We start from the raw sequence: 19187 nt of genomic DNA, 5'->3' as shown, positions 1-19187 counted from the left end.
ACCTTATGTCGATGGAGAGGACCGCTGAATATCTGAAAAATAGAGCTTAGGTGATCTAGGTTATGCTTGTCACTCTCTCACTTGTTATTTGAATAAAATAAGCGCACCATATCGTCGCTTTCCTCACCGGAAAGCAAGTTCTCAGGGCGGGGTGAGATTCCCCACCGGCGGTGATAGTCACTTAATGTGATGTAAGCCCGCGAGCGCCTAGATCAATGTTGATTTAGGGTCAGCAGATCTGGTGACCTTTACGCCATGTAGAGTATTCCAGAGCCGACGGTAATGAGCATTTAAACCAATTAGGGTTTTAACTGCACTAAGTCCGGATGAAAGAGAATATAAGAGCTCAATATCGCTACATGCTGTGGTCTCTCATTGGCCGTGGCTTTGTGACTGATTACTGTGCACTCTTATCCAGCGTTACTGAACCTTATGGGGGCGGTGATGTGATTTTCTGTACGCCCTGATTCTGGAAAAAAACCATTTTATTAGTCTTACTAAGGATTTAACCATGAATCAGTCTTTACTCTCTCGTTTTGGTGATGCGCATGCTCGTGTCGAAGCCGCACTAACCGCACTACGAGCAGGCCAAGGTGTTCTCGTTGTTGACGATGAAGACCGAGAAAACGAAGGTGATCTTATCTATTCCGCAGAGCACTTAACCAATGAGCAGATGGCTCTGCTTATACGCGAGTGCAGCGGTATTGTCTGCTTATGTTTACCCGATGAAAAAGTTCAGCAATTACAATTGCCACCTATGGTAGAAGATAACTCGAGCCAATACGGTACGGCATTTACCGTTAGTATTGAGGCAAAAGTGGGTGTTACCACTGGAGTTTCAGCTGCCGACAGAGTAACAACGATTAAAGCGGCGATAGCAGATAGTGCTACCCCAGCAGATCTGGCTCGTCCAGGGCATGTTTATCCGCTACGCGCACAGCCTGGTGGTGTATTAACGCGCCGTGGTCATACTGAAGGCACGATTGATCTAATGCAGCTAGCTGGTTTAAAAGCCGCAGGTGTGTTGTGTGAAGTGACCAATGTTGATGGCACCATGGCTAGGTTGCCCGAAATCATCGCGTTTGGTACTAAACATCAGATGCCTGTTCTAACGATTGAAGATATCGTTAGCTATCGCTTATCACAGGTTGCTAAAGCGGGGTAATTAGGTGGGAAAAATAAACAAAGAGCCTATATTTGGCTCTTTGTTTATAAATTGTTTTCAATTTTGTCTCTTTTCTAGTTCATACTTTTGTATGAATTTTTCTGCAAAGTGTTAAAGCAACCGATAACAATTAAGTAAATGGCATTAAAAAATAATGACTTAGTCATTATTTTGACGTTGAGCATCTTTTTCCGTGATATAGATTAGACTTTAGTGAACTAGGAGTGACACTAAGTATCGGCTATGGTACTTATCTCAGACCTTTAAATAAGCGTCTGCTCTCATGATAATCAAGCAAGGAGCGCTTTCGATGTCATCTGTACTCAATCGGTTTAGCCTGAATCAAAAGTTAATTCTGCTTGCGGCTATTCCAATGTTACTTTTTGTACTGTTTGGCACGCTTAGGATGACTGAACTCGCCGAACGCTACTTTGCAGCACAGAGTAATTCCCTTGCGATAGGTATCACTCAACAAGTTGAGCAGCTCATTTTCGAGGTGCAAAAAGAACGTGGTCTTTCTGCTGGTTATATTGGCAGCGACCAAGAACAGTTTCATCGACGCCTGATGGCGCAACGCACCATCACTGACGAACAGGTTAGTGTTTTTCTTAATAGCCGCGAATTAGCCGATTTTAATCGCTCTTATGCTCAGGCAAGCAGACAAGCGGTTAACCTACAACAAAACTTTGAGCAGATAAAAGCATTGCGGGCTGAATTAAAACAAGCACGTATCGATGTCGATCAACTTAAAGCGGATGAACCGCAAAAATTTTACCGTGATTTCTCCCACCACCTATTAGTGATTATTTCCCAAATTCAGATGCGGACGCAAAATACACTGCAGGCCAAGTCTTATCATGATTTGATTAATATTCTTAAAATTCAGGAGTTGGCTGGGCAAGAAAGGGGGTTAATGAACCGACTGCTTGCATCAAGTAAGGTTGAACCAGCAGCTTATTTAGCCTTGAGTTCAGTGGAGAGTGCGTTAGATGTAGCCGAAATAGAACTTGTTTCAACCGCTTTAGAGGCTAACTTGCCCATTATTCAAAACAGTTTAAATAATGATGCCAGCCATAAGGTTAGCTTGATGCGGGAGCAAGTGAGATCACAAATCGCGCTGGTCGCCTTGGGGCGTCAGATGAGCGAGGCGATGGGTTATGGTGGGATGATCCATAATTTTAAAAACTTTCTGTTGCGGGGAGAGCCTGAATATATTTCTGCATTCGAGCGTAATTTACACAAATTTTGGCTTAAGCTAGATGAGGCGAGGCAGTTAAGTTATCTGACATCAAGCCAACTCGGTGCCCTAGAACAGCTTGCTAGTACAGTCGAGGAGTATCATCGCCATTTAGATTTGCTGGTACGGTTAAAGGGTGAGGGAGTGCCCATAGTAGAACAGGACCGCCAAGTTCGCCTCAATGATGAGCCTATGCTACAAGCCTTGAGTAAACTGCAGTTTCAAACGCCTATCGTTTCCAGTGAAGAGTGGTGGCAAGCGTCGAGTGAGGCTATTGCTTACCTATATTCTGCCAGTACCCAATTAACCGAAAATATCGCGGAGCTTAGCTTAGCGCAGAAGCGTGAGTCATTGTTTTATTTGCTACTTGGAGTGCTTGCTGCCATATGTAACATCATACTATTGCTTGTGGTAGGACGCTTTATCGTAAACAATTTAATCGAGCGTATTTCAACGATCTCCACTGTGATGCAGCGCATGGCTAAAGATACCGACTTACAGCTTACAGTGCCTGTGGACGGTACTGATGAGGTTGCCAAGATGTCGAAGGCATTGAACCTTATGCTTAACGAGCGTCTTAAGGCAAACCGTCAACTTAATGTGGCCGAAGCAGTATTTAAATATTGTGCTGAAGGGATAGTGGTCACTAATAAGGATAATCATATCGAGGCGGTGAATCCGGCATTTACCCAAATCACAGGTTATGATTTCGACGAGGTAAAAGGGCGGAGCCCTTCTTTGCTTAACTCCAATCAGCAGCCACATCATTTTTATGTGCAAATGTGGGAGTCGCTAAAGCAATACGGTAAATGGCAGGGTGAGATTTGGAATAAACGTAAGAATGGGCAAGTCTACCCAGAGTATCTTGCCATCACTGTGGTGAAAGACGAACAGGGTGAAGTTATCCAGCATATCGGCTTATTTCTTGATATTAGTAACCGCAAGAAATATGAAAAAGATATCTGGTATAAGAGTAACTATGATGCGCTAACTAATCTGCCCAATCGTCAGCTTTATAACGTTAGGTTGCAACAGATGTTGCAGATTGCCGAGCAAAAATCTTGCTCTGTATCAGTACTCTTTATCGACTTAGATCGCTTTAAATATGTCAATGACATATACGGCCACAGTATTGGTGACGAGCTATTGCAAATTGTCGCAGCAAGACTTGAATCTTTACTAGAGCAATATGATTTTGTCTCTCGTTTAAGTGGTGATGAGTTTGTAATGGTGATGGGGCATGTTGAGCATCAAGGCCGTATAGAAGAGCGCGCTGAGCAGATCATTTCTCATTTGTCCTCACCATTTGGCATCAACCGTAACGAGATCTTGATCTCCGCCAGCATTGGCGTCAGCTGTTATCCAACCAATGGCCAAGAAGTTGAGGTGTTGACGCGCAATGCCGAAACCGCAATGTATCAAGCCAAAGGAGATGGTCGTAACAACTTTAGCTTTTTCTCATCAGACATGAACAAAGATATGCTCGAGCGGATCACGTTAGAGCAGAGTCTGCGCCGAGCGGTATTACAACAAGAGTTTTGTCTTCATTACCAACCAATAATCGATAACCAGACCGAGCAGATTATCGCTGTCGAAGCTTTAGTACGTTGGCTTGATCCTAAGAAGGGGTTGATACCGCCTGATCAATTTATCCCTATTGCGGAGGAAACAGGGCTGATTGAACCGATAGGTGAGTGGGTGTTGCAGCAGGCGTTAAGTGACTTGAAGGGCTGGCATGAAAAAGGCTACCTGATCAATATGGCTATTAACGTATCTAGCCGCCAGTTAGTGCATTCACATGCCAATGAATTTGCCTGCTTATTGAATGGTTTGCTGCAAAAGTTTGATATCGCGCCGCAATCTTTACATATTGAGATCACTGAATCTATGTTGATGGCAGATACTGAGCAGGCACTCAATGCACTTAATGCTATCAGAGCGCTTGGGGTTGAAATCTACCTAGATGATTTTGGTACGGGCTATTCATCATTGAGTTACCTCAAGCGTTTCCCTATCTCTGTGATCAAGATAGATAAGAGCTTTGTCGACAATATGCTTGAAGATAAGGCTGATGCTAATCTGATCAAGGCTATTATCATGATGGGCCAAAGTTTAGATATGAAGCTGGTTGCGGAAGGGGTTGAAAATATGGCGCAGCAAGAGTTCTTACAGGGATTAGGCTGTGATTACGTTCAAGGTTATCTTATTTCTCGTCCGTTAGCGGAAGTGGATATTATTGAGTTGTTGGCGGATGCAGCTAAAACGCAGCTTGAAGAGATAGAGCTTAATTGGGAAACCGCATAGCCGTATACAAAAATCATCAATAAAAAAGGGCAGCTAAGCTGCCCTTAATCACAAGTCTTGATGTGCTAGACAGCAGCAGTCATTATGCTTGCAGATTCTTCAACAGCCATTTGGGCCAAGTCTTTATCAACAAAAAATAGCGCCTTGCCATCTTCACCCACTAAACGGATCTTATCGACGATAGACTTAAACAACTTTTCCTCTTCATGTTGCTCTGAGACATACCACTGTAGGAAATTAAACGTGGAGTAATCTTGGTTAGTAAAGGCGGCATGAGCTAAAGCGTTAATCTTACTTGTGATCATCTGTTCATGTTCATAAGTGTATTCAAATAGCGCAAGCAGTGAGTCGAATTCAGCTTGCGGCGCTTCAATGGCGCCGAGTAGCGGCATGCCACCGGTTTCACTTACGTAAGTGAATAGACGGTGCATATGTTGCATCTCTTCATCTGCGTGGGTACGCATAAATTTTGCGGCACCCTCAAAACCCTTGTCTTCACACCAAGCGCTCATCTGTAGGTAGAGATTTGAGGAGAAGAACTCCACATTAATTTGCGCGTTCAACTGATCAATCATCGTTTGTGCCAGCATTTTACTTCCTTATTCATAGTCATTCTTAAGCCCTGCTATTGTGTTAAACCACACTTTGAAATGCAACCATATTTACTTAACTTAATGTTTTTAAATACAAATAGTTATTATTCACTGGGTTTTAAACTGTGAATAATAGAGGTAGGCTTGCGAGGACTCTTGGGTTTCATACGGCTTAGGCTACTGATCTCCCTTTGGTTATTGGTAAAGCTGTGGCTTTTAAAGGGATTTCGGGGGAGGTAATCGACGTCTATGGAAAAAACTGCCGTCGAGATCATAGTCTTCTTATTTGAGCATGGCATAATGGCTGCCAATATTCGCTTTTACTCATATCCAAGGTAACCGATGCCCATGAAAGCCGATCCATGTTCACAGCCAAGCCTTATGCATCCTGATGAAGCCATCATTAAACTCCTCGACCAAGTTATGCCGCTAGATGACTCTGAGATGGTGCAACTGCCTTATGCGTTGGGTCGGGTGCTGGCGGAAGATCTGGCATCTAGCATCGATTTACCACCATTTAATAATTCGGCAATGGACGGTTATGCGTTTCGCTTTGAAGATCTCGCTAATAATGAGCCGTTAATCCTGATAGGCCAATCGTTTGCAGGCCATCCTTTTGAAGGTGAAGCAAAGCCCAATACCTGCGTACGCATCATGACTGGTGCGCCAGTTCCTGTTGGCTATGACACGGTACAGATGCAAGAGAAAGTGATCGCAAATGAGGAGCTGATTTCGATAGAAGCTCCAAAAGCTGTTGGTGCCAATATTCGTTATCGGGGTGAAGAGGTCAAAACAGGCGGCAAAGTATTAAGTTCAGGTACTCAGATCGGCGCTGCTGAGATGGGAGTGTTAGCGACCATTGGTACTAGCCAAGTGCGGGTTAGCCGTCAGGTTAAAGTGGCATTCTTTTCAACGGGAGATGAGTTACGTCCTGTGGGAAGCGAGTTAGCACCTGGGCAAATTTATGATTCCAACCGCTATAGCATTCAAGGGCTTTTAAGTCGTGCCAATGTTGAATGGATCGATTTGGGCGTGATTGAAGATGATCCTGAGGCGATCCGTAACGCTTTTCGTACTGCCGCAGCAAGGGCTGATATGGTACTGACCTCGGGTGGCGTATCGGTAGGAGATGCCGATTACACCAAACAGGTTTTGGATGAAGAGGGAGAAATTACCTTCTGGAAGTTGGCCATTAAACCCGGTAAACCGTTTGCATTTGGCCGTTTGGGTGACGCGGTTTTCTGTGGGCTTCCAGGAAATCCAGTATCTTCTATGGTGACCTTTTATAAGCTGGTATGGCCTTTAATCAACAAAATGCAAGGGCTACCGCAAGCGAAGCCACTGCAGATGCAAGCCCAACTAAAAGGCTGTGTGCGTAAACATCCGGGCCGGGTTGAATATCAACGAGGTATCTTGAGTCATGACGAGCAGGGACAGGCGCAAGTTTGCATCACGGGAGGGCAAGGTTCTGGTATGTTGACCTCTATGAGTCTCGCAAACTGTTTTGTGATTCTATCGCAAGAGCAGGGTGATGTGGCTGATGGTAGCTTGGTGACCGTCGAACCTTTCAATTCAGTGCTCTGTTAATAGGTAAATGCTGATGACCTCTAGTGTTGATAGTGATGAGATCTTGTCTGATAGTGAGATCTTACGATATAGCCGGCAAATCTCTATTAAGGCCATGGACTTTGAAGGGCAGGAGAAACTTAAGCTCACTAAGGTATTGGTTATCGGTGCGGGTGGATTAGGCTGTGCAGCTTGCCAATATCTTGCGGTAGCGGGTGTTGGTAAGATGACCATTGTAGACTTTGACACGGTTGAAATTTCAAACTTACAGCGTCAGGTGCTCCACCAAGATCATAACGTAGGCCAAGCTAAGGTTGAGTCGGCTAAGGAAACCCTGACTCAACTCAATCCGCATATCGAAATTGCCACCATTAACGCCGTACTCGATGATCCAGAGATAGATGCGCTGGTGGCAGAACATGAACTCGTGATGGATTGCACCGACAATATCAGCGTGCGTGAGCAGCTCAATCAAAGTTGTTTTAAGCATAAAGTCCCTTTGGTGTCAGCGGCAGCCATTCGCATGGAAGGCACTGTGACGGTATTTGATTACCAAGATGACTCTCCGTGTTATCACTGTTACAGCAAGCTATTTGGCGATCAACAATTGACCTGTGTCGAGTCGGGTATCCTAGCTCCCGTGGTTGGTATGATTGGCTGCTTGCAGGCGGTGGAAGCGATTAAGGTGATTACACACATGGGTAAGCCTTTAGTGGGGCGAATCTTAATGATTGATGCGATGACCATGGAGTTTCGAGAAATGAAACTGGGCAAGCAACAGAGTTGCCCGGTTTGCAGTAAGTAGCGACTGATTAAGTTACGCTAGTTTGGGGCGGTACTGATTGGTATTGCCTGCTAGCGCCGCTACACCGGATGCCGCTATTTTAGATGGCGTCCACCATCGAGTGCTAACGAACGACCTGTCACATAATGACTGCCCAGCAGATAGTTGACGGCATTGAGCACTTCAATCTCTCCTGCTTCTCGCTCTAATAATGATTTTGCTAACGCTTGCTGTTTGTAGTCTTCATCATCATGGTCATTAAAACAGATAAGGGCGGGCGCGATACTGTTGACCTTAACTTTGGGGGCCAACTTGGTAGCAAAGGAGAGGGTCATATTCTCTAGTGCCGCTTTGCTAGCAGCATAAGCGATATGCTTTTTACTGCCTTTCGTTGCCACGTAATCCGTGAGATGAATGATGTCTGTCAATCGCTCTCCCGTTGTAAGTAGTTTCTCTAAGCCGAGGTTTATCTGATAAGGGGCAGTGACATGCACCCGCATCATTTGTTCCATTACGTCGCTGGCAGCTAAGGGACTATTGTCTGGCAACCATTGTGACGCGTTATGAATGATGGCATCAAGCTGACGATATTTGCTAGCGATGGCATCAATAAAGGTGTCGACTTCATCGGCTTGGTTAAAGTCGCAGCAGTAAAGATCTGCGCCGGCTTCGCTTAAGGTATCGATACTGGCGTAATGGCTACGAAAGGTGCCGATCACGTGGTACCCCCGGGCGATAAAGTCATTGGCAAGGTACAAACCGATACGTTTGCCTACACCGGTAATTAAAATGGTTGGCTGCATGATGTTCCTGTTAATGAATGGAAGCGCTTGGTCTATTTAACCAAGAAATTCGGCTCTTGTATGTGAATTTGTTTTAAAACATCCACCTAGCGCGGTGGTTTGTGTCGATGACTGGCTATCCATGATGCCGCGAGACTTGACGCAGTAATGGGTCGCTGCGATGGATACTGCCACATCCTGAGTGTTTAGCAGGGTTTGCAATGCCACGAGAATTTGTTGCGTCAATCGCTCCTGCACCTGAGGGCGCTGAGAGAAGAAGCGCACGATACGATTAATTTTCGATAGCCCAATAATTTTCTCTTTGGGAATATAGGCTACCTTTGCCATGCCATCTATGGTGATAAAGTGGTGTTCACAGGTGCTGGTCAGGCTTATATCGCTGACCTTTACCATTTCGTCGACCCCCATTTTGTTGTCAATCTGAGCGATGGCTGGAAAGTTATTGTAGTCGAGCCCAGCAAACACCTCGTTAACATACATTTTGGCAATACGGTGTGGAGTTTCTTGTAAGCTGTCGTCATTCAGGTCTAACCCCAGTGTGGCGACAACTTCAGTCATCAGCCCTTTGATACGCTCATATTTTTGCTGACTGTTGAGCTGAGATGCCACTAATGGTGTTTCTAAACCACGCTCAATCAATGCCTGTTTAACTTGCTCCGCGGATGAATGCATGATGATGACTCCGATTATTTAAAAGGATTAACTGAGCTGTCGCTATCGAGGTGGGCCTCGAGTGATAGCGATACCGAGTCGGCAAATCTGAGTGCATGTGGCTTGTCTACCTTAACCTGGCAGTAGCGCACCCACGGATGTTCGCAGCTGATGGCGAGAATATCTGAGACCAATTTTTCCAGCAAAAGAAAACGACCTTCTTCGACATGTTGAATGACCTTTTTAGTAACCACCTTGTAGTTGAGGGCATCCTCGACGCTGTCAGATTGCGCTGACAGTGATGCTGGATAATGAATGTCGATGTTAATCACCACATCTTGTTGCTTCTCTCTTTCTTCAGGATTGAAGCCAATGAAGGTTCTAAGCCTTAAGTTACTGATATGGATTTTCGCCAGACTAATATTCATAAATATTCCTTATCTATTTTTACACTGTACGAATGAAGCGGTGATAGCGATCAGTTAGCCGCTTGCCGCAAACTCTTTTACTGGCTGGCGCTAACGGGGTTTTTAGTTATAGCTATAACAAAAAAGCTGGAGTGAAGCTTAGTTGCTATGATTGTAGTATTGTCAAAAAATGCTGCTTTAGGTCATATTTCACTAATAAAAAGTGCTTTAAATTGGACGTTACTAATCTTGGCGTTACAATGGGCTGTGTTTTTTTTAATTATATTACTATGAGTTCAAATCACTTTTGCTGTCAGCAGGGGACTTTCCTGGTGGTGGTTCTTTAGTTTTTTGCGGAGAGAATCGATGACAAAAGGAAATGATAAGTACAGTATCGATAGCACTGACTACACTGTCGGGCAGGATAATGTGCAGAAATGGGGGTTTGATATTCATAACCCCGTCTTTGGGATTTGTGCCGGGTTAATTGTTGCTTTTCTCATAGCAACATTAGTGGTCGATCCGGAAACCGCGAAAGCCGCGTTGGATGGCATTAAATGGAAGATCATTGGCTCGTTTGATTGGCTATTCATCTGGTCTGGCAATATTTTCGTTATATTTTGTTTAGCCTTGATTTTGTCACCGTTTGGCAGAATACGCTTAGGTGGTAAAGAAGCGACCGCTGATTACTCCTTTATATCTTGGTTATCAATGTTGTTTGCTGCCGGTATGGGTATCGGCTTGATGTTTTGGAGTGTGGCTGAGCCCGTTGCGTATTTCACTGGGTGGTATGAAACGCCGTTAGGCGTTGAGCCTAATACGCCAGAAGCCGCTAAATTAGCGCTGGGTGCAACCATGTTCCACTGGGGGCTTCATCCTTGGGCTATCTATGGTGTGGTGGCATTGTCATTAGCTTTCTTCACTTACAACAAAGGGCTGCCTTTATCTATTCGCTCAATCTTTTACCCACTGTTGGGTGACAGAGCATGGGGCTGGCCTGGTCATATTGTCGATATTCTTGCGGTATTAGCGACGCTGTTTGGCTTAGCAACCTCCTTAGGACTCGGCGCGCAACAGGCGGCAAGTGGTATTCATCATGTGTTTGGCATTGATCCAGGACTCGGTTTACAGATTGTCGTGATCCTTGCGGTGACTATGCTTGCAGTCGTTTCTGTTGTCCGCGGAATCGATGGTGGTGTGAAGGTGATTAGTAACATCAATATGCTGGTGGCGTTTTTGTTACTGATTCTGGTAGCGATGATAGGCTATGCCATTAGTTTGGGGTCTATTTCCACTACGCTTATCTCTTATGTTGAGAACATAATTCCACTGAGTAACCCTCATGGACGCACTGATGAGGCGTGGTTCCAAGGCTGGACTGTGTTTTACTGGGCTTGGTGGATCTCTTGGTCACCTTTTGTCGGTATGTTTATCGCTCGAGTATCTAAAGGGCGTACGATAAGAGAGTTTTTAACCGCGGTGTTGTTGGTGCCTACGTTTGTGACGCTTATCTGGATGTCAGTATTTGGCGGTATGGCGATTGATCAGGTGATCAATAAGGTGGGAGAGTTGGGAACTAAAGGGCTCACCGATGTACCTTTAGCCATGTTCCAGATGTTTGATGTATTGCCGTTTGGTACCTTGCTATCGGTTATTGCCGTCATTTTGGTGCTGGTGTTCTTTATTACCTCATCTGACTCTGGCTCGTTAGTCATTGATAGTATTACTTCTGGCGGTAAGATCGATGCACCTGTTCCGCAACGTGTATTCTGGGCAGTCCTTGAGGGCGCCATTGCGATCGCACTGTTGTGGATTGGTGGTACAGAGGCCATTGAAGCCTTACAGGCTGGGGCGATATCAACCGCCTTACCCTTTACGGTGATATTGTTATTGATGTGCGTTAGTTTGATAAAAGGTATGCGAACCGAACGCTTTTAATTGGCAGTAATTAATAAAAAAGGAGGGTTACCCTCCTTTTTTATTGCCAAAAATTGTCGATGGCTGATGTGGCCTTATAGTGATGGGCGATTTGCGCTTGCAGTAATTCAGCAGTAGCAATGGCATCAGTCAAAGCGTGATGAGGTGAGTAGGCAGGCAGGCCATAACGATGTCGGCTTGAGCCGAGCCTAATTGATTGTGGTTTAGTGCCTTTTAGCCTATTCCAAACCCCACCATACTGCTGACGTTGTATGCTTGATTCGAGCGCCATGGTGTCGACAACAGGGAACTCTATCCCTTTATTGATGCGCGCCATGAGTGCTGTTTCGAAAAATTGCCGCTCTATCTGATGGCAATGGACGACGATGATTTTGCCTGCCATCTCCTGCAGAACCTGCTCAAAGATGGCGGATAAATCTGGCGCATCTAAAATGTCAGTGTGAGTAATCCCATGAATAATAACAGATTCCTCTGCTAACTTCTCTCTTGGTCTGACTGTCCAAGATTGTGCCCGGTTGATGAAGATACGCTGTAAGTTAAACGGTACTGTGCCTATGCTGATGATATCGTCTTTGTCGGGGTTCAAACCTGTCGTTTCAAAATCCATGGCGAGAAACTCCACTTCACCTATTGGTGTGTTGCCTAAAGGCAACGGCGTGGCGTAATAGTCTCGCAGTACTTTATGGGTAATGACTTTGAGTTTCTGTTGAAACTTGCCTTGCCAGTCAATCGTCGGAGGCGAAAGTAGCTTTTTCAGCATGAATGAGCTCACTTAAATTGATTATTAGCTTGGTAACGGAATTTAAGGAAGTTTTGTCCATTACTTAAAATCTGGAATGCGTCTTTAAGGTTACGTCGTTCAAAGTCTGATAGGTTTTCTGGTTCGATATTGTTATCGGCTTCGATGCCTTCCTCTACGTCTAAGGCTTGATGGCGAATTCGTACCATAGAAATAAACTCCATCGCATCACGTAAATCTTGAGCACGCCCTTTAGGCAGTATGCTGGCATCGATGATGTCATCGAGTCGTTCAAATGAGTTGCGAGCACGAGAGCCTACCGCCAGCGCATGAACGCGAATAAGATCCGCAAGCGGCGCCGTGCCACGGCTTTTAAGGTTAATCGAGTTATTGTGGCGACCATCTTTTTCCATGACGAAGTCTTTGAAAAAACCGAGTGGTGGCGTGCGATTGAGCGCATTTCTCGCAAGGCAGGCGAGGAAGCGATTGTTTTTTCGCGCGCGGCGAACAATAAAGCCATTGAGTTGTTCGGCCCATTTGAGCTTGCCGTATACACCATCAAGGTCAAAGAAAATTGAGGCGTTGAGTAGTGCTTTAGGGTTGGGGTCGTCGATCCAGTCGGCAAAACATGCTTCCCACTCTTTGCGTGTCATACGCCAGGTTGGATTGGTGGCCATAATGTCACCAGTACAATAGGTGTAACCGCATTGATTGAGTCCATCACAGACGAATTTAGCTAAGTTAGCAAAATAATCATCATGCAATGCCTTATTGAAAGTCTCATCCAAGATTATTGCGTTATCTTGATCGGTGACAACCAGTTGCTCATCGCGGCCCATAGAGCCCAGTGCAAGAAAACAGTATGGCACCGGTGGGGGGCCATACTTCTCTTCTGCTAGCTCTAATATGCGTTGCTTAAAGCTGCGTCCAATCACAGACATTGCGCTGCCAACCATATGAGAGTTGGCATCTTCATGCACTAGGCGAACAAAGCTATCTTTAACTTGTGACGCGATGAGGGCTAACTCTTCGAGGGACTGCTGCTGAAAAATACTGCTGACGATCAGTAGGGAGCTTTGTGACTCGTAGCGAACAATGTCGGTCGCTTCAATGATGCCTATTGGATTACTGCCTTTAAATATGGGTAAGTGGTGCACGTTATAGCGGAGCATGATTAACATCGCTTCATATACATAAGCGTTATGATCTAGGCTAATGACTTCGGTGGTGACAACTGAACCAACGTCACAGGATGGATCAATACCCTCGGCCAGGACACGAGTACATAAGTCTCTGTCGGTGATGATGCCCATTAAAGGAGAGTTATCATCCTCATCTTCTAGCACCGTTGGATCAATCACCAACAATGAAGAAACATTATCTCTAGCCATCATCACGGCAGCATTTTGGATACTTTCGTTCTTATCTATGGTTGCCGCTTCGCGGGTTAATAGTGTTCTAACTTTAGAGGTCGTCAGATCATTTTGATTGTTGGAGTTAGAGACTGCTTGACGCAGTCGAGCATTGTCAGCCACCTCGACAAAATCGGCAAATACATCATGTTGCTCATAGAGTTGCTGAAAAACATCATCAGGAATGCAATAGACTAGCGTATCTTCAATAGCCTTAACGGGAAAGCGCACTTTATTGTTGGTGAGTAGACCCATTTGACCAAAAAGATTGCCAGTATCGAGCCGGTTGTACAGCTCGCCTTTACGACGGTAAACCTCGACCTCACCGCTGCGAATCACATACAGATCATGGATCTCATCGCCAAAATGAATAATAGGGGTGTCTTTGCGATAGTATGATATTTCGACTTGACGGCTTACCTGCGCAATCACCTCTTCAGGTAGCGAGTTAAACGGTGGGTACTGTTCTAAAAAGTATCGGATCTCGTTTAACTCTGCTTCCACATTATCTCCCTGGCTGCCCTTAAATGGCGTGTCTGTTCTATTACATACTACTTAATCCTAGCAGGCTAGGTTGAGAGATTGAAAAATAGCGTCGACTAATTTGCGGTCCACAGCATTTGTCCGCATTGGCTAAGGTCGTACCCACCGAGCTGAGCGGCGAGCTGTCGAGTTTGCGTACTGCCTAACATATCGAATAGGGCTTGTAGCTGGCGGCGGAAATAGATTCCTTGAGGCATCACAAAGTCAAAGGCTTCAGTGATTAACGGAACGAAACTCAAACCGCTTTCCATGGCTACCGATTGGCAACCAAAGCCAATATCAGCTTCATCGCGTGCGATAAATCCCGCTAGTTCCCGTTCGCTGTAGGCGGTGACGGATATATTGAGCTGTTCAACACTTGCCCCTTGCTTCATTAGCCAATGTTCTAGGTGTTGCTGGCTGCCTGCACCTGTTTGCCGTCCAACCCAGCGCCAAGGTAGTCCAATCACTTTATCTTCCTCCTGACATCTGTGGTGCATGTCGGGGCGCATCATCAAGCCTTGTTGGCGAGTGTATCCATGAACCATGACCCACTGTTGATGGTTTGGGTAACCTTTTAATAGTGCAGGGTGGCGAATATTACGCTCTTCGATATTGCCCCAATGCAAAGTACATACATCGGCATAGCCACGGGACAACAGATCTAACCCCATACGTGAGCCAGTTGAGCTATAGCTGACGAGATCACTCTTGCCTATACGAGACATCAAGCGTGCCACAAGCATCGACAGCAGTGGGTCATCACTACCTGTAATATGCATACGGTCAGACAACATACCGCTGTGGCAAGAGTCCATTACCCATCTATCGATGAGGATTTTAGGAAAGAGCCACTTACCGGTGACCTTAGTCGCAGGGAGTATTCTGTCGTTGGCCATGGCGTAGACCTTTTTTTCATTAAGGTCTAAATATTCAGCCACTTGCTTGGCACTCATATAGATGAGTTCACTTGGCTCTGTCATCAAATTTCCTTGAAAGCTGTCGAGTGCTTAATCTTTATTTCTTTTTGGTGGTGTCGCATCAAACTCGATGTTTTCGGCGCCGTTATAAATGAGAAAGTGGCGTCCTTTAGCACGAGCGATCATGGTGATCCCAAGCTTCTGTGCGAGCTCGAGCCCCATCTGCGTGGCCCCGCTGCGCGACAGCAGCACAGGAATGCCCATCTTGGCTACTTTAATCACCATTTCTGAGGTGAGACGACCTGTGGTGTAAAATAATTTATTGCCGCCCATCTCTTGTTTGAGCCACATCTCGCCAGCTAAGGTATCCACAGCATTATGGCGACCAACATCTTCGACAAAACCTTTAATCTGATCACCTTCGCATAAGCCACAGCCATGCACAGCTCCTGCATTTTTGTAGGTTTCATTGTAAGCACTGATATTATTTAGCAGGCTGTAAAGCATGCTCTGTTTTAGTAGAGGCGTTGGTAGTTTAATGTCATCTAAACCATCCATGAATCCCCCATAAACTGTGCCTTGCCCACAACCAGTTGTGACGGTCTTCTCTGCCAGCTTTTCATCTAAATGTTCTGTTGTCTCTTTGGTGATCACTGCTGCGGAGTTGACGTCCCAATCTACAATCACAGACTCCAACTGTTTAACGTCTGAGATAAACCCCTGATTTTTTAGGTAACCCAGCGCGAGTGCTTCAGGACGCGCGCCTAAGGTCATTAGGGTCACAATGGGGCGCCAATTAAGATAAACCGTGAGTGGCCGTTCGCAGGCAATAAACTTATCCACCACCTCTCCCTGCTCATTGATCGCTTTCACTGCGATGGTAAGCGGGGCATCTGCTTGAGTTTTTAAGAATGTAGGCTGTTTGCTAATTGTCATGAATGTCATCTTTTCGCAATGGACTGCATGCAGCATAGCAATAATCATTCCGAGACAAGGATTTGTTGTTTAAATGCGTGATCTAGATAAATGCTTAGGTGTGAAACGCCCTTTTATGTCCCGCTTAAAATGGCATTTAGGACAAATTGTCCTACTCTTGATAAGGATTTGATGATCTAGTTCAAACTAATCTACCTAGATCGCTGGCACGTTAATTGCTTCATTAGTCTATATCGCTAACCCGTAGCTTGGTCTAAAAATTTGGCTAGGCTCTCTATAGCAAAACGGAGACGCAATGCAACGCACTGAAAGTCAATGGCCCATGTATGTTTCGCTCAAGAAAATAGAGAAGCAAGTTGGGCGCTGGATCTCTGAAAGCTGGGAATTAGATCAGGTTTTACCTGCAACACAACCCGCACCAGCTGGCGCAAAAATGGTGGTACTTGAGCTGCATAAGGATGAGCGCGGAAGCTACCGTATTAACCTAGATATGGATAACGCCATGTTATACGTGGTGTGCGATGAACTAGAAGATGGCACCTGGGTACCGGCCGCTATTTCTGCCGATCAAAATGTCGCTGCCGGTTGTTTAGAAGGTGATACACCAGTTTTGCACATGCCAATGCCCCAAGCCGTTGCTTGCTGGATGGAGGCGTTCATTACTCGCCATGGAGAGGTTGAAATCTGTGCCCATCGACGTAAACACGTTAATCGTCGTAAAAATGAAGGGCCAAGTAGCAATCATAATCATGGGCAGGTTAACTGATGAGTGATAAACCAAGTGGATTGTTAGCACGCTGGAACCTTCGCCGTCAGCAAGTGCAAGCCGAAGAGGAAGCAGAGGCGGTTGCACCATCAACAGCTGAAGAAAATGAGACCTTATCTCAAGAACCAACACTAGATAGTACTGAGCAGGCAATAGAGGGCGGTGAGAAGCTGCTGACGGCTGAAGATCTGCCAGATCCTGAGAAAATTGAAGTGGGTGGCAGCTTTGCTAGTTTTATGGCTGACAATGTTGATCCCAATGCGAAAGCTGCGGCGCTGAGAGCCTTGTGGAAGCAACCTCACTACAACGAGATTGATGGCTTACTTGAATATGCCCTCGATTACAGTAATCAACCTAAGCTATCAGCTGATGTTTCTGCTGAGCTGGCTAAGAAAGTATTCCGTCACGTGATCAAGGATAAAGATGAACAAGAGGAGGTTACAGCTGAAGAGATGACGGCTGAAATCGAATCTGTTGAAGATCATCATAACGTCGATGCATCGGCGGACATTTTGGACGCGACTACAAGGGAGTTGTCCCAAAATGAACCAGAAGTACAAGATATACCTAAATCACCTGTTGCTTAAGGTCAGTTTAGAGTGTTTTTAAATCCATAACTTTGGTACGTGAATTGCTGTAAATAACGCAGCTTAGCAGAGAGTTACGACTCTCTGATAACGATAGGTGAAGCTGGCGCATTTAGCGCATGCCGTAAGAGCATTACAGCCACCTCGCCGACAGCAGCGGCCAAAACTGTTCAGGAACGCAATGTGAGCATTCATTCAAATAGTAACGCAACCGCCGATGTAAAGTCGGTCCGTGAGCAAGTGTTGGGGCAGACACAGATTCTACAGAATCTTATTCCTCCAACCGTTAGCTATACCACAGAGGGCAATGTACTGGTTATTGGACCAGAAGATTTAGCCCGCCTCGCGGCAGACAAATTGTCCAATATGGGACAACGTGCCATTCTCGCCAATGAATCTATTACTAGCCAAGATGAAGCGCATCTTGAAAAAGTGATGGCGGCAGCAGAAGGTGTCGAGAGCTATTACAACAAACTAATCGAGATCAAAGGCTTTCTAGGCCAATTTCAAGTTAAGGTTGAACACGAAAGCGGTAGCGCAGACCTCAGTCTCGTTGCTATTCGTAAAGCGCATTTCGACCTAATTCTCGACTTGAGTCAGTCGCCGAGTATTAACCTGGAGATGTTGCCACCTGGCTACTTCTACGTAGGTCAAGATGAAGCCAAGTTGGCCGATGCGATAGCCCAATTACCCGATCTGATAGGTGAGTTTGATAAACCACGTTATGTCAAAGTAAACAGTGATATTTGTGCGCACAATCGCAACGGTATCGACGGTTGTAATCGCTGCCTAAACTTTTGTCCTGCGGACGCTATTTCAAGCGTCAACAAAAAGATTGAGATAGATCCTTACCTTTGCCACGGTGCGGGTAGTTGTACCAATGCTTGTCCTACTGGGGCGATTAGCTACGACTTACCAACACCGCAAGCACTGCACTCCTATCTGCACAAGTTAGTGACACGCTTTCGCGAACAGGCGCAAACCGCTCCCGTTATTTTGTTTCATGATGCAGCCAATGGCGCGAGTTTGGTCACCGACGAGCTAGCTGGGGTAATAATTCCTGTGGAGCTTGAGGAGATAACGGTTGCGAGCATGGATCATTGGATGTCGGCACTCGCATGGGGAGCGCGTCAGGTTATTGTGCTAAATACCGATGCGACAGCTCCTACGTTAACGCAGATGCTTAACGGTGAGCAGCAACTGGCCAACGACATTTTCGATGAGATGGGACAACCTCAGCGTGTTAGCGTGATTAACCAAAACCAACTTGATGAGCTAGATACTTTAGTTAAGGTGAGTGCGAGCTGGCCGGTTATCGTACCGGGTGAGTTTGCAGCGACGACCAAGCGTAACACCCTGTATGCGGCAATCGATCATCTCAACAGTCAAGCGGCGTCGAGCGATAGCTGCCTCAGCAAAAGCAATATACCTTTCGGTAAGGTAAGTGTTAACACCGACGGTTGCACCTTGTGTCTCTCTTGTGTGTCGACTTGCCCAACTCAGGCATTAACCGACGGCGGCGATATGCCTGCGCTACACTTTGTCGAGCAAGATTGTGTGCAGTGTGGACTGTGTGAGTCAGCGTGTCCTGAGAAGGTGATTAGCTTAACTCCACAAATGAATTTCGATGCTGCTGCCCGTCAGGAGCGTCAAACGTTGAAAGAGGAAGCACCGTTTGATTGTATTCGCTGCGGTACCCCTTTCGCCACCCAATCCATGGTGCAACGGATGCTGGATGTAGTCGGAGGTCATAGTGCCTTCAGTGCCAACACAGAACGACTAAAGATGTGTAGCGACTGCCGGGTAAAAGATATGTTTGAAGACATCCTTCAAGATCCTGAAAAGCAACTGCGATAA

At 45.8% G+C, this 19187-nt stretch carries 16 protein-coding genes and 1 riboswitch; of the genes, 8 read left to right on the top strand and 8 right to left on the bottom strand.

The features are described 5' to 3' along the window. Positions 1-133: 133 nt before the first annotated feature. Positions 134-342, top strand: a riboswitch (FMN riboswitch). Positions 343-511: 169 nt separating this feature from the next. Then, entirely contained in the window at positions 512-1165 is a 654-nt protein-coding gene (ribB, locus tag L876_RS0108550; protein ID WP_028763424.1) for a 3,4-dihydroxy-2-butanone-4-phosphate synthase, read from the top strand. Positions 1166-1475: 310 nt separating this feature from the next. Then, complete coding sequence (locus L876_RS0108545; protein ID WP_028763423.1) at positions 1476-4706, top strand: EAL domain-containing protein; 3231 nt, start codon at positions 1476-1478, stop codon at positions 4704-4706. A 65-nt stretch (positions 4707-4771) separates the two neighbouring features. Here L876_RS0108545 and ftnA read toward each other — a convergent pair whose 3' ends face one another. After that, entirely contained in the window at positions 4772-5296 is a 525-nt protein-coding gene (ftnA, locus tag L876_RS0108540; protein WP_028763422.1) for a non-heme ferritin, read from the bottom strand. A 345-nt stretch (positions 5297-5641) separates the two neighbouring features. On the opposite strand from ftnA, the gene moeA reads away from it, so the two are divergent. Then, positions 5642-6886 carry a molybdopterin molybdotransferase MoeA gene (gene moeA / locus L876_RS0108535; protein ID WP_028763421.1) on the top strand — a complete coding sequence of 415 codons (1245 nt, stop codon included), beginning with the start codon at positions 5642-5644 and terminating at the stop codon, positions 6884-6886. 13 nt (positions 6887-6899) lie between these two features. Beyond that, entirely contained in the window at positions 6900-7670 is a 771-nt protein-coding gene (gene moeB / locus L876_RS0108530) for a molybdopterin-synthase adenylyltransferase MoeB (RefSeq protein ID WP_028763420.1), read from the top strand. 74 nt (positions 7671-7744) lie between these two features. On the opposite strand, the gene folM is transcribed toward moeB, so the two are convergent. The 3 genes from folM to folX are packed head-to-tail and all read right to left on the bottom strand — an operon-like array spanning position 7745 to position 9525. Then, positions 7745-8452: a dihydromonapterin reductase gene (gene folM, locus L876_RS0108525; RefSeq protein WP_028763419.1), complete on the bottom strand. Its 708-nt coding sequence runs from the start codon at positions 8450-8452 to the stop codon at positions 7745-7747. A gap of 36 nt (positions 8453-8488) precedes the next feature. Then, entirely contained in the window at positions 8489-9124 is a 636-nt protein-coding gene (gene folE, locus L876_RS0108520) for a GTP cyclohydrolase I FolE (protein WP_211237650.1), read from the bottom strand. Between the two features lie 14 nt (positions 9125-9138). Continuing rightward, positions 9139-9525, bottom strand: coding sequence for a dihydroneopterin triphosphate 2'-epimerase (gene folX, locus L876_RS0108515; protein WP_211237652.1), 387 nt, complete (start codon positions 9523-9525; stop codon positions 9139-9141). 351 nt (positions 9526-9876) lie between these two features. Between folX and L876_RS0108510 the strand changes: the two genes are divergently transcribed. Further along, positions 9877-11448, top strand: a complete 1572-nt coding sequence (locus L876_RS0108510; RefSeq protein WP_028763416.1) for a BCCT family transporter — start codon at positions 9877-9879, stop codon at positions 11446-11448. Between the two features lie 40 nt (positions 11449-11488). Here the strand turns inward: L876_RS0108510 and L876_RS0108505 are convergent, their stop codons facing one another. From L876_RS0108505 to L876_RS0108490, 4 genes are all read right to left on the bottom strand, one after another. After that, positions 11489-12208, bottom strand: coding sequence for a 3'-5' exonuclease (locus tag L876_RS0108505; RefSeq protein ID WP_028763415.1), 720 nt, complete (start codon positions 12206-12208; stop codon positions 11489-11491). 8 nt (positions 12209-12216) lie between these two features. Next, a complete protein-coding gene (locus tag L876_RS0108500; protein WP_028763414.1) occupies positions 12217-14103 on the bottom strand; it encodes a DUF294 nucleotidyltransferase-like domain-containing protein in 1887 nt (628 codons plus the stop codon). Between the two features lie 95 nt (positions 14104-14198). Next, entirely contained in the window at positions 14199-15104 is a 906-nt protein-coding gene (locus L876_RS0108495; protein WP_028763413.1) for a helix-turn-helix transcriptional regulator, read from the bottom strand. Positions 15105-15131: 27 nt separating this feature from the next. Then, on the bottom strand, positions 15132-15977 hold the full coding sequence (locus tag L876_RS0108490; protein WP_028763412.1) for a formate dehydrogenase accessory sulfurtransferase FdhD: 846 nt from the start codon (positions 15975-15977) through the stop codon (positions 15132-15134). A 295-nt stretch (positions 15978-16272) separates the two neighbouring features. Here L876_RS0108490 and L876_RS0108485 point away from each other — a divergent pair, with 295 nt between their 5' ends. The 3 genes from L876_RS0108485 (at position 16273) to L876_RS0108475 (ending at position 19187) form a co-directional block, all read left to right on the top strand. Next, a complete protein-coding gene (locus tag L876_RS0108485) occupies positions 16273-16743 on the top strand; it encodes a DUF3305 domain-containing protein (protein WP_028763411.1) in 471 nt (156 codons plus the stop codon). Then, positions 16743-17330, top strand: a complete 588-nt coding sequence (locus tag L876_RS0108480) for a DUF3306 domain-containing protein (protein WP_028763410.1) — start codon at positions 16743-16745, stop codon at positions 17328-17330. Before L876_RS0108485 ends, L876_RS0108480 begins: the two co-directional genes overlap by 1 nt. A gap of 183 nt (positions 17331-17513) precedes the next feature. Then, positions 17514-19187, top strand: coding sequence for a 4Fe-4S binding protein (locus L876_RS0108475; protein WP_028763409.1), 1674 nt, complete (start codon positions 17514-17516; stop codon positions 19185-19187).

The sequence above is a fragment of the Shewanella colwelliana ATCC 39565 genome, assembly GCF_000518705.1.
Classification (GTDB): Bacteria; Pseudomonadota; Gammaproteobacteria; order Enterobacterales; family Shewanellaceae; genus Shewanella; species Shewanella colwelliana.
Note: the sequence above shows the minus strand (reverse complement) of the source record. Positions and strands in the feature narration are given on the sequence as shown.

Excerpts from the sequence above, each read along its gene's own strand:
- ribB (WP_028763424.1), top strand. The coding sequence starts at position 512 with ATGAATCAGTCTTTACTCTCTCGTTTTGGTGATGCGCATGCTCGTGTC.
- L876_RS0108545 (WP_028763423.1), top strand. The coding sequence starts at position 1,476 with ATGTCATCTGTACTCAATCGGTTTAGCCTGAATCAAAAGTTAATTCTG.
- ftnA (WP_028763422.1), bottom strand. The coding sequence starts at position 5,296 with ATGCTGGCACAAACGATGATTGATCAGTTGAACGCGCAAATTAATGTG.
- moeA (WP_028763421.1), top strand. The coding sequence starts at position 5,642 with ATGCCCATGAAAGCCGATCCATGTTCACAGCCAAGCCTTATGCATCCT.
- moeB (WP_028763420.1), top strand. The coding sequence starts at position 6,900 with ATGACCTCTAGTGTTGATAGTGATGAGATCTTGTCTGATAGTGAGATC.
- folM (WP_028763419.1), bottom strand. The coding sequence starts at position 8,452 with ATGCAGCCAACCATTTTAATTACCGGTGTAGGCAAACGTATCGGTTTG.
- folE (WP_211237650.1), bottom strand. The coding sequence starts at position 9,124 with ATGCATTCATCCGCGGAGCAAGTTAAACAGGCATTGATTGAGCGTGGT.
- L876_RS0108510 (WP_028763416.1), top strand. The coding sequence starts at position 9,877 with ATGACAAAAGGAAATGATAAGTACAGTATCGATAGCACTGACTACACT.
- L876_RS0108505 (WP_028763415.1), bottom strand. The coding sequence starts at position 12,208 with ATGCTGAAAAAGCTACTTTCGCCTCCGACGATTGACTGGCAAGGCAAG.
- L876_RS0108495 (WP_028763413.1), bottom strand. The coding sequence starts at position 15,104 with ATGACAGAGCCAAGTGAACTCATCTATATGAGTGCCAAGCAAGTGGCT.
- L876_RS0108490 (WP_028763412.1), bottom strand. The coding sequence starts at position 15,977 with ATGACAATTAGCAAACAGCCTACATTCTTAAAAACTCAAGCAGATGCC.
- L876_RS0108485 (WP_028763411.1), top strand. The coding sequence starts at position 16,273 with ATGCAACGCACTGAAAGTCAATGGCCCATGTATGTTTCGCTCAAGAAA.
- L876_RS0108480 (WP_028763410.1), top strand. The coding sequence starts at position 16,743 with ATGAGTGATAAACCAAGTGGATTGTTAGCACGCTGGAACCTTCGCCGT.